Genomic DNA, 14,164 nt, shown 5'->3' with positions numbered 1-14,164 from the left:
TGTCGGAGCTAAGATCTTACGCGCTGGCGGCCTGATGCGCGCGCCCCGCCCCCGCCACCGGGTCGCGCAGCACATAGCCGCGGCCCCAGACGGTATCGATGTAATTCTCGCCCCCCGTCGCTTCGGCGAGTTTCTTGCGCAGCTTGCAGATGAAGACGTCGATGATCTTCAATTCGGGTTCGTCCATCCCGCCATAGAGATGGTTCAGAAACATCTCTTTGGTCAGGGTGGTGCCCTTTCTGAGGCTCAGCAATTCGAGCATCTGGTATTCCTTGCCGGTCAGATGCACGGATTTGCCGTCCACTTCGACCGTCTTGGCATCGAGATTGACGGAAATCCGCCCGGTATGGATAAGCGCCTGCGCGTGGCCCTGGCTGCGGCGGATGATGGCGTGGATGCGCGCCACCAGTTCGTCGCGATGAAAGGGCTTGGTCATGTAATCGTCGGCTCCCTGACCGAACCCCTTGAGCTTGGCATCGGTGCTTTCCTCGCCGGTGAGGATCAGGATCGGCGTGTTGACCCGGGCCAGACGGATCTGCCGCAGCACTTCAAGCCCCGCCATGTCGGGAAGATTGAGGTCGAGCAGGATAAGGTCGTAATCGTAGAGCTTGCCGAGTTCGATCGCCTCTTCGCCCAGATCGGTGCAATAGACGTTGAAATTGGCGTGGCCGAGCATCAGTTCGATACTGCGCGACGTGGTCGCATCGTCTTCTACCAAAAGCACTCGCATTACTCGGCCTCCACAATGACGTGATCGGACCTACCTTCGCCCGAATTCGTTAACGCGCGGTTACCCTTACCGTTGAGGATGGCCTTTCCCCTTAAATTTGTCGATATTTTTGCAGCGCGGTGACTTTCAGCGCATCGACCCCGTGTTGCGAAACGGCGGAGGTCCAGGCATCGAATTCCTCGTCCGACAATCCATAGCGATCGAGCGCGTCTTCGCGGCTGATCAACCCGTGCAGCACGGCCTTCACCACGATGGCCTTCCGGCTGGCCACCCAGCGACAGGTCCCGGCGGGCGGCAGGTCCGCGCGGCTGATCACGCTGCCATCGGGCAGGGTCACCGCGCGCGGTCCGTCGATTTTCTTCAAGAACATGGGCCTTACCCCTTTCCTTCATCCCGCCCGCAGGGTGGCAAGGCAGGCTTAAGGAGCTGTTGATCAGAACGGGGCCCGGGGCTTGAGAGTGTGGCGCATTTTACTATATGTCGCGCGAAAGCCGTCCAAACCTCCGCAATCGATCGGGATTCAGCATGGCACGCGATATCGGCGTGAACTCACTGGGATTTGCCAAGCCGCCCTCGGAAACCCGGGTGGTCGTCGCCATGTCGGGCGGCGTCGACAGCTCGGTCGTGGCCGCGGAACTGGCCGTCGAAGGCTATGACGTGATCGGCGTCACCCTGCAGCTCTACGATCACGGCGCGGCCCTGGCCAAGAAAGGCGCCTGCTGCGCCGGGCGCGACATTCACGATGCGCGCCGGGTGGCTGAGACGCTGGGATTCCCGCATTACGTGCTGGACTACGAGAACACCTTCCGCGACGCGGTGATCGAGGAATTCGCCGACAGCTACCTGGGCGGCGCCACGCCGGTGCCCTGCATCCGTTGCAACGAACGGGTGAAATTCCGCGACCTGCTGGAAACCGCGCGCGATCTCGACGCTGATTGCATGGCGACGGGCCATTACATCCAGCGCCGTCAGGGCGAGGCGCGCGCCGAACTGCACATGGCCGCCGATCCCGCCCGCGACCAGTCGTATTTCCTGTTCTCGACGACGCAGGAACAGCTCGACTACCTGCGCTTCCCGCTGGGGCACCTGGCCTCGAAGGCCGAGACGCGGGCGCTGGCCGCGAAACACGGGCTGGGCGTGGCCGACAAGCCCGACAGCCAGGACATCTGCTTCGTGCCCAACGGCGATTACGCCGCGGTGATCGAGAAACTGCGCCCCGGCGCGGCCGATCCGGGCGAGATCGTCGATATGGAGGGACGGGTGCTGGGCCAGCACCGGGGCGTGATCCATTACACGATCGGCCAGCGCCGGGGCCTGGGCATCGGGGGCCTGAGCGACCCGCTCTACGTGGTGCGGCTCGACGCGGACAACAAGCGCGTCGTGGTGGGCCCGAAAGAGGCGCTGTCGACCCGGCTTGTGCCGGTGCGCGAGATCAACTGGCTGGGCGACGCGCCTTTCGACAGCGCGGCGGAATGGCCGGTACGGGTACGCATCCGCTCGACCAAGCAACCCAGCGAGGCAATCATCCGCCCGACCGGCCCCACCAGTGCCGAAGTCGAGCTGTTGACGCCCGAGGACGGCGTCTCGCCCGGTCAGGCCTGCGTGTTCTACGCGCCCGAGGGCAGCCGGGTGATGGGTGGCGGCTGGATCTGGCGCGGATACTGAGCGCCGCGCAGGCGGAAGGTCGGGAAAGGGGGCAGACAGCCCCCCTTGGCCGCGCTCTGCCAGAGACGCTCAGGCCAGAGGTCAGGCCAGAGGTCAGGCCAGAGGGGCGCAGGCCGCCAGCACCGATTGCGCGGCACGCAGGCCGGGGGGCGGGCCGTCGCGACCGAGCCGCGTCATCGTCAGGTGCATCGCTTCCAGCTGGCCGGCGCGCGCGGCGGGATCGGCCAGCAGGCTCTGAAGCGCCGGCGCGATCCGGTCGGGGCGGCACTCGGGACCCAGGAATTCCGGCACGCTGCGGGTTTCCGAAACCAGATTGACCAATGTCACCGTGTCGATGCGCAGCATCCGGGCGATGATCGCGCTGGTCAGCGCGTTCATGCGATAGGCGATGACCATCGGCGTCGCGGCGGCGGCCAGTTCGAGCGAGACGGTGCCCGATGCCGCGAGCGCCGCATCGGCGGCGCGGAAGGCCGCGCGCTTGATATCGGGCGCCGTGCTGGCCGCGTCGAGGATCACCGGCGCGCCGGGCCAGTCCTGGGCCAGCGCGCGCACCTGACCGGCGCGCGCGGGCACGGTGGGAATGACCACGCGCAGGCCCGGCACGTCGAGCCGGGCGAGCGTATCGGCAAAAACCGGGCCCAGACGTTCGATCTCGCCCTTGCGAGAGCCGGGCAGCATCAGAAGCAGCGGCGCCTCGGCCGCGATGCCGTGCGCCGCGCGGAAGGCGCGCGCTTCGTCCATTGAGGCGACGGGCTCGGCGGCGATCGGGTGGCCCACGAAATCGCAGCTCATGCCGGCAGCGCGCATGTAGGGCGGCTCGAAGGGCAAGAGCGCCAAGACATGGTCGACATGGCGCGCCATCTTCGCCGCGCGCCCCGGGCGCCAGGCCCAGACCGAGGGCGCGACGTAATGGATGGTCTTCAGCCTCGGCGCCTTGGTACGGGCCAGAGCCAGGACGCGCAGGCAGAAATCCGGGCTGTCGATGGTGATCACCGCGTCGGGCGCCTCGGCGGCGATGGCCTCGGCGGTTTCGCGGATCCGGCGTTTGAGGTGAAAATACTTCGGCAGGATTTCGGCCAGTCCCATGACCGAAAGCTCGTCCATCGGAAACAGGCTGGAGAGGCCCTGCGCCTGCATCTGCGTGCCGCCGATGCCGGTGAAGCGGATATCCGGCGCCAGCGTCCTCAGCCCCGCCATGAGCGCCCCGCCGAGCGCGTCGCCCGAGGGTTCGCCCGCGATGACGAAAATCTTCACGCCATCCCCCAGAGCGCGATCCCGGCCGCGTCGGCGCGGGCAAGGACCGCGTCACGGTCCAGCACGATGACATGGCCCTGCTGCAGCGCGATGGCGGTCAGGCCGGCCTGAGCCGCGGCCTCGATCGTGGCCGGGCCGATCGTGGGCAGGTCGACGCGCAGATCCTGTCCGGCCTTGGCGCGCTTGACGAAGGTGCCGCCCTTGTGCGGCGCGCGCTCCGGGCGGTGGCGGCCGACATCGGCGAGCATCGCGTCGGTGCCATAGAGCGTTTCCAGCCCGATGGCCTGTCCCGCACAGATCACGCAGCCCTGCCCCACATCCACCGGCGCGAGGGCGGCAAGGATCTCGGCGCCGCGCGCGGCATCGGCGGCCTCGTCGGCGCTCGGAGCGCGGGCGGTGGCGGGGCCTTCGGCGATCAGCAGGTCGGGCGCGATCTGCGGCACGCCCTCGACCCGAAGGTCGAACTCTTCCATCAGCCCGATCACCCAGCGCAGAGCGCCGTCATCGCCCGACTGGATCGCGCGCAACAGATCGGGGACGAGCTGCGCGGTGTCGCGGTCGAACAAGGCGGGGTCAAGGCTCGGGCGTTCGATCGCGCCGGCCATGACCACGGTTTCGATCCCGCGGTTGCCCAGGTCGCGCAGGAAGGGAACGAGGCGCTCGAAATGGAAAGGCTGTGCGACGCTCAGCCCCTCGGGCGCGATGCCGGCGGGGGCGCAGATCAGCGCTTCGGGCAAAGCGCGGGCAAGCGTGGCAGGCAGGCGCCCTGCCCCGGCGATGATGGCCGTGCGCGCCCTCATTTCGGGGTCAGGAATGAGCGGTCCGTGGCGCCGAGGATGAAATCCGTGATCTCGCGCACATGGCGGCTTTCGGTTTCATCGGACAGCCGCCGCGCACGGTCAAGGAACGTCCCCTCACCCTGCGCCAGCATCTGGTAGGCGGCGCGCAGCGCGGTGATCTCGGCCCGTTCGACACCCTTGCGCTTGAGACCCACGAGGTTCAGGCCGTCCAGCTCGCCACGCGGGGCCTGAACCAGACCGTAGGGCATGACGTCATTCGTCACCATGGTCACGGCGCCGATGATCGCGCCCTTGCCGATGCGGACCCATTGGTGAACGCCCGACAGGCCGCCGATGATGACGTCGTCGCCGATCTGGCAATGGCCCGCGACGGCGACCTGGTTGACCAGGATCACGCGGTCGCCGACCTGCGCGTCATGGCCGACATGGGCGCCGGTCATCAGCAGGCAATCGTCGCCCACGCGGGTCACGCCGCCGCCACCCTCGGTCCCGGTATTGAGCGTCGCGCCCTCGCGGATGCGGCAGCGTTTGCCGATGACCAGCCGCGAGCGTTCGCCCTTGTATTTCAGGTCCTGCGGGATCTCTCCGACGCTGGCGAAGGGGAAAATCACCGTCTCGTCGCCGATCTCGGTCCAGCCGGTAAGGACAGCGTGCGACTTGACCACGACGCCGCGCGCCAGCGTCACCTCGGGGCCGATCACGGCGAAGGGGCCGATCCGGCAATCGGGACCGATCACGGCGCCCTCTTCGACCACGGCCGAGGGGTGGACCTGCGCTGTCGGGTCGATGGCCATGGCCTCAGCCCTTCTGGCCCAGATCGATCATGGCCATGAACTCGGCCTCGGCCGCCATTTCGCCGTTCACGGTGGCGCGGCCTTCCATCTTCCAGATCTTGGTCGAGCCGCGCAGCACGGTGACACCCAGCTCCAGCACGTCGCCCGGCACCACCTTGCGGCGGAACTTGGCCTTGTCGATGGACATGAAGTAAACCAGCGGGTTCTTGTCGACCAGGTCCAGCGACAGGCCGATCAGCACGCCCGAGGTCTGGGCCATCGCTTCGATGATCGTCACCCCCGGCATGATCGGCGCGCCGGGGAAATGGCCCTGGAAATGCGGCTCGTTGAAGGTGACGTTCTTGATCCCGACCGCGCCCTTGTTCAGCTCGATATCGCGGACCTTGTCGATCAGCAGGAACGGATAGCGATGCGGAATGATCCGCGTGATCAGCGACAGGTCGGCGGTGGTCGTGGTGGACCAATCGCGGCTTTCGACGGGCTCGGACATCGGGCTACTCCGCAGGAAGGACGTCACCGGCGCGGCGGCCGGGTCCGCCAGACCTAGCAACTCCGCCAATCGGCGACAAGGGAAAGTCCGGCGACGCCGCGCCGGACCTACTCGGTCGGCGCGGGGCTGTCGGCAGGTGCGTCATCCGGGTTCGCAGGCTGCATCTCGGGCGGGGAGTCCCCCGGCGCCTCGGGAGCATCGTCCCCGATCCCGGTCCCCGACGCGTCAAGCAGCGCGATCGCGTCCGAGGTCACGTCCAGCATGTCCGATCCCAGGATCAGCGTGTCGGGCTTCAGCAGCGCGAGGATCCCGCGGTCGTTCATCATCTGCACCAGCACCGGCAGCGCCGCGTCGAAAAAGCGCTGCGCCTCGCCTTCGGACCAGCGCGCCAGCGCCTGGCTGGCCTGCGCGCGCTCGGAGCGGATGCTCTCGACGCGGGCATCGAAAGCGTCCGCGCGGGCGCGGAATTCTTCGGGCGTAAGACCCGCCCGCGCTTCGGTCAGTGCACGCTCTTCGGCCGCAAGCTGGTCGAAATAGAACTGGTTCTCGGCTTCAAGCTCGGCCTCGGCGGCGCGGATCCCGGCCAGGATCTCCTGCCCCAGCTCGGATTCGCGCAGCAGACGGTCCTGGTCGAGGATGCGGTACGGGACCGGCGAGACACCCTGCGGCAGACGCGCGCCAAGAGCATCGGGCGCGGGACCGGCGGTCTGGGCCGTCACGCAAACGGGGGCGCAAAGCAGCGCCCCCGCAAGCAGGATCGTCGGAAACCGGACCATCAGAACCGGGTGGCGACGGTCAGGTCGAAGCGGCGTTCGCGGTCATAATCCTCGATCATGATCGGCACCGCGAAGTTGAAGCGCAGCGGACCCAGCGGCGAGGACCAGAACAGCGACACACCGGCGGCGGCGCGCAAAGCGGCCTCGTCGATGACGCAGTTCTGCGTCACGCCCGGCGCGCAGATCGTGCCCGGCTGGTCGATGCCCCAGATCGAACCGACATCGAGGAAGGCGCCGCCATGCAGGTTGTATTCCTGCGGCAGGCCCAGCGGGAACTCGGCCTCGAACCGGGCGACGGCAAAGAAGTTGCCGCCCAGACCATTGCGGGTTCCGCCGCCGGTGGGGCCACCCATGTTGGAATAGCCGACCGGGCCGATCCCGTAGGAACTGAAGCCGCGGAACTGTTCCGACGACAGAACGAAGCGTTCGTTGATGCGGCTGGCATCGTCGCCATGGATGATCGCACCCGCTTCGAACTCGACCCGCAGCGTCACATCGCCGTTCAGGATGTGCTGCTCGTAGCCCGCCATCATCGTGCTGCGCAGCCAGTTGCGGTCGACGCCGGCCAGATCCTGGCTGAAGCGGAACACGAAGCCCCGATCTGGATCGATGCCAGTGTCGCGGGTATCGAAGCTGTAGGTATAGCCGACCGAGGCGGTCGTCGCCGACCCACGGTCACGCAGGATCCGCGGCGCGGTCTGACGGCGCGGCGAAGCGGGCGTCAGCGAGTAGCGGCTGATCGAGGTCCGCACGCTGAGCTCGCCGTATTCGCTGACCGGGAAGGTGAGCGAGGGCGAAAACTGCGCCACTTCGGTGCTGAAATAGGCCGAGTCATTGGCCGACGAGGTCGACAGCCCGACATTGAGCCCCAGCGCGACGTTGCGGCCCAGGAACGCCGGTTCGGTGAAGGACAGCGACACCGCCTGCGAGCTTTCCAGCGTCGAGAGCGTCACGTTCAGACGCTGGCCCCGACCGAGGAAGTTGTTCTCGTTATAGCTGATGTTGCCGCCCACGCCGTCATCGGCGCCATAGCTCAGGCCGAAGCCCAGCGAGCCGGTCGTGGCCTCTTCGACACGCACGTCCACCACGGCCTGATCGGGGGTCGAGCCGCCGACCGGGTTGACCTGCACATCCGAGAAGAAGCCGGTGCGCTGGATCCGCGCCGCCGCTTCGCGCAGCTCGCGCGGGTTCAGCGGGTCGCCCTCGGCCACGTCGAACTGACGACGGATGACCCGGTCCTCGGTGGTGACGTTGCCCTGGATGTCGATGCGCTCGATGAAGACGCGCTCGCCGCGGATCAGCGTCAGCTCGACATCGATCGTGCCGTCACGCTCGTTGCGCACCAGCGTAGGCTCGGCGCGCACGAAACGCTCGCCCGATTCGTAGCCCACGCGCTCGGCCTGCTGGATGATGTTTTCCAGAAGCGTCGGCGTGAACAGAGTGCCCGGCCGTTCGATCAGCCCGGCCTGGTAGGGCGCGGCGTCGATGCCCGAGATCTGCGAGGTCACCGTGATGTTGCCCAGCCGGTATTGCTGGCCTTCGCGGATGGTGAAGGTGACATAGGCGCCGTCGCGTTCGGCGTTCAGCTCGGTGATGCCCGACAGCACCTGCACGTCGATGAAGCCGCGCGACAGGTAGAAGTCGTGCAGCGCCTGACGGTCACGGGCCACGCGCTGCTCGTTGTAGTTGTCGACGCGGAACAGGGTCGACAGACGCCCGGCCTGCGCGGTCTCGATGGCGTTGCGCAGGCGGCGCTCGCTATAGGTGCGGTTGCCCACGAACGAGATCCGCTCGACCTCGACCACGGCGCCTTCCTGCACTTCGAAGACCAGGTCGACGCGGCCGCCCTGACGCTCGATGATCACCGGGTTCACGCGGGCCGACAGGCGACCGGCATTGGCATAGGCCTCGGCAATCGCGTTGGCGTCGGCTTCGGCGGTGGCGGGCGAATAGACGCCGCCCGAGCGCGAGGTGATCGTGGCGCTGAGATCGTCATCGTCGAGACGGCGGTTGCCTTCTATCGAGACGCGGTTGATCAGCGGGTATTCCTGCACCGTGATCACAAGGCGGTTGCCTTGTGGCACGAAATCCACTTCACGGAAAAAGCCGGTCGCCGCAACGCGCTGATAAGCCGCGTTCAGGTCGGCCGCGCTCAGATTGCGACCCCGGAGGATTCGCGCATACGAGATGATCTGGTCATCGTCGATCAGGGTGTTCCCCTGCACGTCGATCGACGAGAAGCTGTAGCTCTGTGCCAGGGCGCCGCTGGCGGCGCCGATGGAAATAGCTGAAGAAAAAAGAAATACTGCTGCAAGTCCCCGCAGAGGTTTCATCACCCCCCCGAGAGCGCGCGCATGCATATCCACGTGCGAGATGCGCATCCCAAAGCCCCGTGTTTTACCGCCGTTTGTTTTGACTCTTGCTAGCGAGGCGAACGTGGAATGTCAAAGCGTTGCGTGCACCCCTGCCCGTTTTCGCATCATGTGGGGATTCATTGCACCGGATTGTTCGTCTGCGACGGTCCGGGGGCCGCAATCGGGGGGCGGGCCGCTGGCAGTGGCGGACCGGAGGCCGAGGCATCGCGTGCGAGAGGGACGCGCGATTCGCGAAGGCCGGGCACCTGAGGGCCCGGCCTTTCGGAGACGCGACAAATGGGGTTGCGGCGGACGCAGGCTGCGTGGCGTCAGTAGCCCATAAGATGCAGCTCCGGCGCACCGAGCGTCAGCAGCGCCGAGATCGCCTTCTCTGCCAGCAACAGCCCGCCGATTGTCGCCAGCGCGAACCAGACACGCTCGGAAGACAGCGCATAAAGGTTGCGCAGGCTTTGGGCGGCGGGAAGGACGTAATGCATGACAGGCTCCCAGTCTTCGAGAGCCTTTCGATGCGCGCGGATTATGGCATCAGCGGGGCAGTGTCGGGGCGGCTTGCGGGCAGCGTTTCCGCTGCGCCGTCAATCGCGCCCCGCGCCCGGGATCGTTCAGCAGAACAAATCGTTCCCCAATGCGAAGATCATCAGCGCGCCCAGCAGGACAAGCCCGGTGGTCATCAGCGCGCCCATCACCCTCTCGCTGGGCGGGCGGCCGCGCACGGCCTCGTAGGCGTGGAACACCAGATGCCCGCCATCGAGGATCGGGATCGGGAACAGGTTCAGAAGCCCCACCGCCGTGGACAGCACCGCGATGAACCACACGAAGCTGGCCAGCCCGTCCGAGGCCATCTCGCCCGAGGTGGTGGCGATGCCGACCGGGCCCGACAGGTTGCAGGTGCTGATCGCGCCGGTGATCATGTGCCACAAGCCCGAGATCGAGTTCGAGATGATATCGCCGATCTGGCCCACCGCCATCGGCACCGCCTCGGTCACGCCGACCGGACGGGTCGGATGGTCGAAGAACGTCCCGCTGGTCAGGCCGATCAGCCAGCGCGTCTCGTAGCCGCCATCGGGCAAGGGCAGGTCGGTGCGGCGCGGGGTCAGCGCGACCTCGGCCTCGTTCCCGCCCTCGTCATCCGCGCGCCAATAGGTCAGGTCGACCGGCGCGCCGCCGGCCTCGGCCACCAGCGGCGGCAATTGCGAAAAGGCATAGATCGGGCGGCCGTCGACGCTGAGGATCACGTCGCCCGTCTGCAGCGCGGCGTCGCGGGCGGCCGAGTTCAGCGCGATGCTGGCCGCGCGGGCGGGCAGCGGATGCGGGCCTTCGACGCGCATCACCTGCCCGTCGCGCTCGATCGTGTAGGTGACACTGGGCGCGGGCGCGACCTCGGCGGCGGCGGCGTAGTAATCCGACAGCGCCGGGGTTTCCTGACCCTCGATGGCCGTGATCAGGTCGCCTTCGCGCAGCTCGACGACGCCGGGCATCGGGTAAAGCGTCCCCACGCGCGGCGTGTCGGCAGGCAGGCCCTGCACGGCAAGAAAGCCCGCGAAGACGATGATCGAAAACAGGAAATTGAAGGCGGGCCCGGCAAAGATCGTGGCCGCCCGCGCCCAGAGCGGCGCGCCGTGCATGGTGTGGCGGCGCTGCGAGGCGTCGAGATGGCTCATCACCTCGTCATCGGCCCCGGCCGAGGCGGCATTGGCGTCGCCCAGGAACTTGACGTAACCGCCGAACGGCAAGGCGGCGATCTGCCATTGCGTGCCGCGCTTGTCGGTGCGCTTCAGCAGAACCGGACCGAAACCGACCGAGAAGACCTCGGCATGGATGCCCGACCAGCGGCCGACGATGTAATGGCCGTATTCATGCACCGTGACGATGATCGACAGGGCCACGACGAAGGCGCCGAGGGTGAAGAACAGATTGCCGAATTCGGGCAGCATCCCCATGGGTCTTCCTTTGCTCAGGCGCGCGGGCGTCGGGCTGCGGCCTCGCCCGCAAGCTCGCGGGCCATGGTATCGATCGCCAGCACCTCGTCCAGCGTCCGTGGTGTCGCGGCGATGTCGGCGCGCGCGGCGAAGGCGGACAGCGTAGCTTCGACCACCGAGGCCATATCAAGAAAACCGATATCGCGGGCAATGAAATGATCGAGAGCGATCTCCTTGGCGGCGTTGAACACGCAGCCCGAGGCGCCGCCCGTCTCCATCACCTGCCATGCCAGCGCCAGCGCCGGATAGCGCTGCAGATCCGGCGCGGCGAAATCGAGCCGCCCGGCGGTGGCCAGATCCAGCCGCTTGATCGGCAGCGCGCCGCGCTGCGGCCAGTTCAGGGCATAGCCGATCGGATGGCGCATGTCGGGGGCGCCGAGATGGCCCATGACGGCGCCGTCGTTGAAGGCGACAAGGGCGTGGACCAGCGATTGCGGGTGGATCAGCACCTTCACCTGATCGGGGGCGAGGCCGAAGAATTCGTGCGCCTCGATCACCTCCATCGCCTTGTTGAACATCGAGGCCGAATCGATGGTGATCCGCTGGCCCATATCCCAGTTGGGATGCTTGCCCGCCTCCTCAGGCGTGGCATAGGCCAGCTTTTCCAGCGGCCAGTCGCGCAAGCCCCCGCCCGAGGCGGTCAGCGTCACGGTCTCGACCTGCGCGATATCCTCGCCCACAAGCGCCTGGAAAACGGCGGAATGTTCGCTGTCGACGGGAAGAATCGTGGCGCCGTGGCTGCGGGCCTCGGCCAGCAACAGAGGGCCCGCGGTGACGAGCGATTCCTTGTTGGCCAGTGCCAGCGTGCGGCCTTGGGACAAAGCAGCGAACCCCGGGGCCAGCCCCGCCGCGCCGACGATGGCCGACATCACCCAATCGGCGGGGCGATGCGCGGCCTCGACGACCGCGTGCGCGCCCGCCGCTACGTCGATCCCGGTGCCCGCGAGTGCGTCTTTCAGCGGCTGATAGCAGTCATCGAAAGCGGTCACGGCCAGCGCCGCGTTATGCGCCTTCGCCTGTTCGGCCAGCCGCTTGACGTTGCGCCCGCCTGTCAGCGCCACGACTTCGATATCGTCGCGCCGCGCCAGCAAATCGAGCGTGCTCTCCCCGACCGAGCCGGTGGCGCCGAAGACCGCGACGCGCCGCATCAGACCTGCGCCCCGCCGAAGGCCCCGAGATAGGCAAGGATCAGCGCCAGCGCGGCCACCGCGATCATCGCGTCGAACCGGTCGAGCACGCCGCCATGGCCGGGGATCAGCTTGGAGCTGTCCTTGACGCCGACATGCCGCTTGATGGCGCTTTCGGCGATGTCACCGAGCTGCCCCGCGAAAGCCAGCAGCGCCGAGATCGGGATCAGCCCCCAGGACAGGTCGAACCGTGCCATGAAACCAACCCCCACCAGCGCGGCCAAAAGCCAGCCTGCCACGGTGCCCGACCATGTTTTCTTGGGGCTGAAGCGCGGCCAGAATTTCGGCCCGCCGAAGACGCGCCCGGCGAAATATCCGGCGACATCCGACGCGATGACGATCAGCACGATCCACAGAACGAAGATCAGCCCGTAGCTGCCGCGAAACACGATGAGCGAATGCGCGGCCCACAGGATCAGCGTTAAATACAGCCCGAACACCAGCTTGTCGCGCGGCATCCGCCACGCCATGACCGCCGCGCCCAAGGCCATGCCTGCCAGCGCGATCCACCCCGACTGGTAGAAGGTGAAAACCGTGACCAGCATCACCGCGACCACGCCCGTGGCCCCGCCCCGCCCCTCGGGCGCGCCGGGATCGAGCATGCGGTGAAGCTCCCACCCCATCAGCCCCGCCAGTGCCAGCGCCAGAGCGCCGAAGGCCATGCCGCCGAGCCAGATCGCCCCCAGACCGATCACCGCCATCACAAGGCCCGAGGCCAGCCGGGTGCGCAGGTCCGAGAAGCTGCTCATTTCTTCACACCGCCATAGCGGCGGTCGCGGCCGCTGAACCGGCTCAGGATCTCGGCCAGCACCTCGGGGGTGAAATCGGGCCACAGGACGGGGGTGAATTCGTATTCGGCATAGGCCGCCTGCCACAGCAGGAAGTTCGACACCCGCGTCTCGCCCGAGGTGCGGATCACCAGATCGGGCGCCGGCAGGTGCCCGGTATCGAGCGCGCCGTCGAGCGTGGCCTCGTCGATATCCTCGGGCTTCAGCTCGCCCGCGGCGACGCGTTCGGCCAGCCCGCGCGCCGCGCGCACCAGCTCGTCACGGCCGCCGTAATTGATGGCGATGGTAAAGGTCAGGCGGGTATTGTTGGCGGTGCGGGTCTCGATCCAGGCCATCAGGTCCTGCAGTTTCGGATCGAGCCGCGTGCGGTCGCCGATAAAGCACATCCGCACGTTTTCCTTCGACAGCGCCTCGGCCTCGCGCTGGATATAGCGCGCGAAGAGCTTCATCAGCCCCAGCACTTCCTCGGTCGAGCGCTTCCAGTTCTCGGTCGAGAAGGCATAGACGGTCAGATACCGGATGCCCAGATCCGACGAGGCACGCACGATGGCCTTGACCCGCTCGGCCCCCTTGCGGTGCCCGACAAGTCGCGGCCATCCCTTGTTCGTCGCCCAACGGCCATTGCCGTCCATGATGATGGCGACGTGACGCGGCGTGCCAGACTCCTCAGGCATGTTCTCTCCGAAATAAGTGTCAGGACTCGCACAAAGGGCGATGTCACACCTGCATGATCTCTTCTTGCTTGGTCTCAAGCGCCTTGTCGATCATGCCGATATGCTTGTCGGTCAGTTCCTGCACCTCGGCTTCCCAGAGTTTCTGGTCATCCTCGGACATACCGTTGTTCTTGGCCTTCTTGATCTGGTCCATGCCGTCGCGGCGCACGTTGCGCACGGCGACGCGGGCATGTTCGGCATAGGAACCGGCGACCTTGCTCAGCTCGCGGCGGCGTTCCTCGTTCAGCTCGGGGATCGGCAGCATGATGATCGTGCCGTTGAGCTGCGGGTTGATGCCCAGCCCGGATTCGCGGATCGCCTTTTCGACCTTGCCGACCATCGCCTTGTCCCAGACGTTGATCGTGACCATGCGCGGCTCGGGCACGTTGACGGTGCCCAGCTGGTTGATCGGGGTCATCTGGCCGTAGGCCTCGACCTGCACCGGCTCCAGCATCGAGCCCGAGGCCCGGCCGGTGCGCAGCGACGCGAATTCGGTGCGCAGCGAGGCAAGCGCGCCGTCCATGCGGCGGCTGAGGTCATCGATATCGATCTCGATCTCGTCGGACATACGCGGAAGTCTCCGTCAGGCTCTGATCCACTGGCACGCGTTTTA

At 66.9% G+C, this 14,164-nt stretch carries 15 protein-coding genes; 1 reads left to right on the top strand and 14 read right to left on the bottom strand.

What is annotated here, in order from left to right; translation table 11 throughout:
* Positions 1-16: 16 nt before the first annotated feature.
* Both ctrA and sciP read right to left on the bottom strand, forming a co-directional pair.
* Positions 17-730 (bottom strand): response regulator transcription factor CtrA, encoded by a 714-nt coding sequence (gene ctrA, locus C4N9_RS10355; RefSeq protein WP_109533250.1) that lies wholly within the window; start codon positions 728-730, stop codon positions 17-19.
* Between the two features lie 91 nt (positions 731-821).
* Positions 822-1,100 carry a CtrA inhibitor SciP gene (gene sciP, locus C4N9_RS10350; protein WP_109533249.1) on the bottom strand — a complete coding sequence of 93 codons (279 nt, stop codon included), beginning with the start codon at positions 1,098-1,100 and terminating at the stop codon, positions 822-824.
* A gap of 155 nt (positions 1,101-1,255) precedes the next feature.
* Between sciP and mnmA the strand changes: the two genes are divergently transcribed.
* A complete protein-coding gene (gene mnmA / locus C4N9_RS10345) occupies positions 1,256-2,395 on the top strand; it encodes a tRNA 2-thiouridine(34) synthase MnmA (protein WP_109533248.1) in 1,140 nt (379 codons plus the stop codon).
* 93 nt (positions 2,396-2,488) lie between these two features.
* On the opposite strand, the gene lpxB is transcribed toward mnmA, so the two are convergent.
* From lpxB to frr, 12 genes are all read right to left on the bottom strand, one after another.
* The gene (lpxB, locus tag C4N9_RS10340; protein ID WP_109533247.1) at positions 2,489-3,649 is read right to left on the bottom strand and encodes a lipid-A-disaccharide synthase; all 1,161 of its coding nucleotides are present in this window, start codon (positions 3,647-3,649) and stop codon (positions 2,489-2,491) included.
* A complete protein-coding gene (locus C4N9_RS10335; protein ID WP_109533246.1) occupies positions 3,646-4,449 on the bottom strand; it encodes an LpxI family protein in 804 nt (267 codons plus the stop codon). The genes lpxB and C4N9_RS10335 overlap by 4 nt, the downstream gene beginning before the upstream one ends.
* Positions 4,446-5,243 (bottom strand): acyl-ACP--UDP-N-acetylglucosamine O-acyltransferase, encoded by a 798-nt coding sequence (lpxA, locus tag C4N9_RS10330; protein WP_109533245.1) that lies wholly within the window; start codon positions 5,241-5,243, stop codon positions 4,446-4,448. Before lpxA ends, C4N9_RS10335 begins: the two co-directional genes overlap by 4 nt.
* Before the next feature lie 4 nt (positions 5,244-5,247).
* Entirely contained in the window at positions 5,248-5,733 is a 486-nt protein-coding gene (gene fabZ, locus C4N9_RS10325; protein WP_109533244.1) for a 3-hydroxyacyl-ACP dehydratase FabZ, read from the bottom strand.
* 107 nt (positions 5,734-5,840) lie between these two features.
* Positions 5,841-6,509: an OmpH family outer membrane protein gene (locus tag C4N9_RS10320; protein WP_109533243.1), complete on the bottom strand. Its 669-nt coding sequence runs from the start codon at positions 6,507-6,509 to the stop codon at positions 5,841-5,843.
* Positions 6,509-8,842 carry an outer membrane protein assembly factor BamA gene (gene bamA / locus C4N9_RS10315; protein ID WP_168192196.1) on the bottom strand — a complete coding sequence of 778 codons (2,334 nt, stop codon included), beginning with the start codon at positions 8,840-8,842 and terminating at the stop codon, positions 6,509-6,511. The genes C4N9_RS10320 and bamA overlap by 1 nt, the downstream gene beginning before the upstream one ends.
* A gap of 350 nt (positions 8,843-9,192) precedes the next feature.
* The gene (locus tag C4N9_RS21900; RefSeq protein WP_168192195.1) at positions 9,193-9,360 is read right to left on the bottom strand and encodes a hypothetical protein; all 168 of its coding nucleotides are present in this window, start codon (positions 9,358-9,360) and stop codon (positions 9,193-9,195) included.
* Between the two features lie 126 nt (positions 9,361-9,486).
* Positions 9,487-10,824: an RIP metalloprotease RseP gene (rseP, locus tag C4N9_RS10310; RefSeq protein ID WP_109533241.1), complete on the bottom strand. Its 1,338-nt coding sequence runs from the start codon at positions 10,822-10,824 to the stop codon at positions 9,487-9,489.
* Between the two features lie 14 nt (positions 10,825-10,838).
* On the bottom strand, positions 10,839-12,011 hold the full coding sequence (dxr, locus tag C4N9_RS10305; protein WP_109533240.1) for a 1-deoxy-D-xylulose-5-phosphate reductoisomerase: 1,173 nt from the start codon (positions 12,009-12,011) through the stop codon (positions 10,839-10,841).
* Positions 12,011-12,799: a phosphatidate cytidylyltransferase gene (locus C4N9_RS10300; RefSeq protein ID WP_109533239.1), complete on the bottom strand. Its 789-nt coding sequence runs from the start codon at positions 12,797-12,799 to the stop codon at positions 12,011-12,013. The genes dxr and C4N9_RS10300 overlap by 1 nt, the downstream gene beginning before the upstream one ends.
* A complete protein-coding gene (gene uppS / locus C4N9_RS10295) occupies positions 12,796-13,512 on the bottom strand; it encodes a polyprenyl diphosphate synthase (protein WP_109533238.1) in 717 nt (238 codons plus the stop codon). Before uppS ends, C4N9_RS10300 begins: the two co-directional genes overlap by 4 nt.
* Positions 13,513-13,555: 43 nt before the next feature.
* Positions 13,556-14,119 carry a ribosome recycling factor gene (frr, locus tag C4N9_RS10290; RefSeq protein WP_109533237.1) on the bottom strand — a complete coding sequence of 188 codons (564 nt, stop codon included), beginning with the start codon at positions 14,117-14,119 and terminating at the stop codon, positions 13,556-13,558.
* Between the last annotated feature and the right edge of the window lie 45 nt (positions 14,120-14,164).

The sequence above is a fragment of the Pararhodobacter marinus genome, from assembly GCF_003122215.1.
Lineage (GTDB): Bacteria > Pseudomonadota > Alphaproteobacteria > Rhodobacterales > Rhodobacteraceae > Pararhodobacter > Pararhodobacter marinus.
This window is presented reverse-complemented; position numbering and strand designations above follow the sequence as displayed.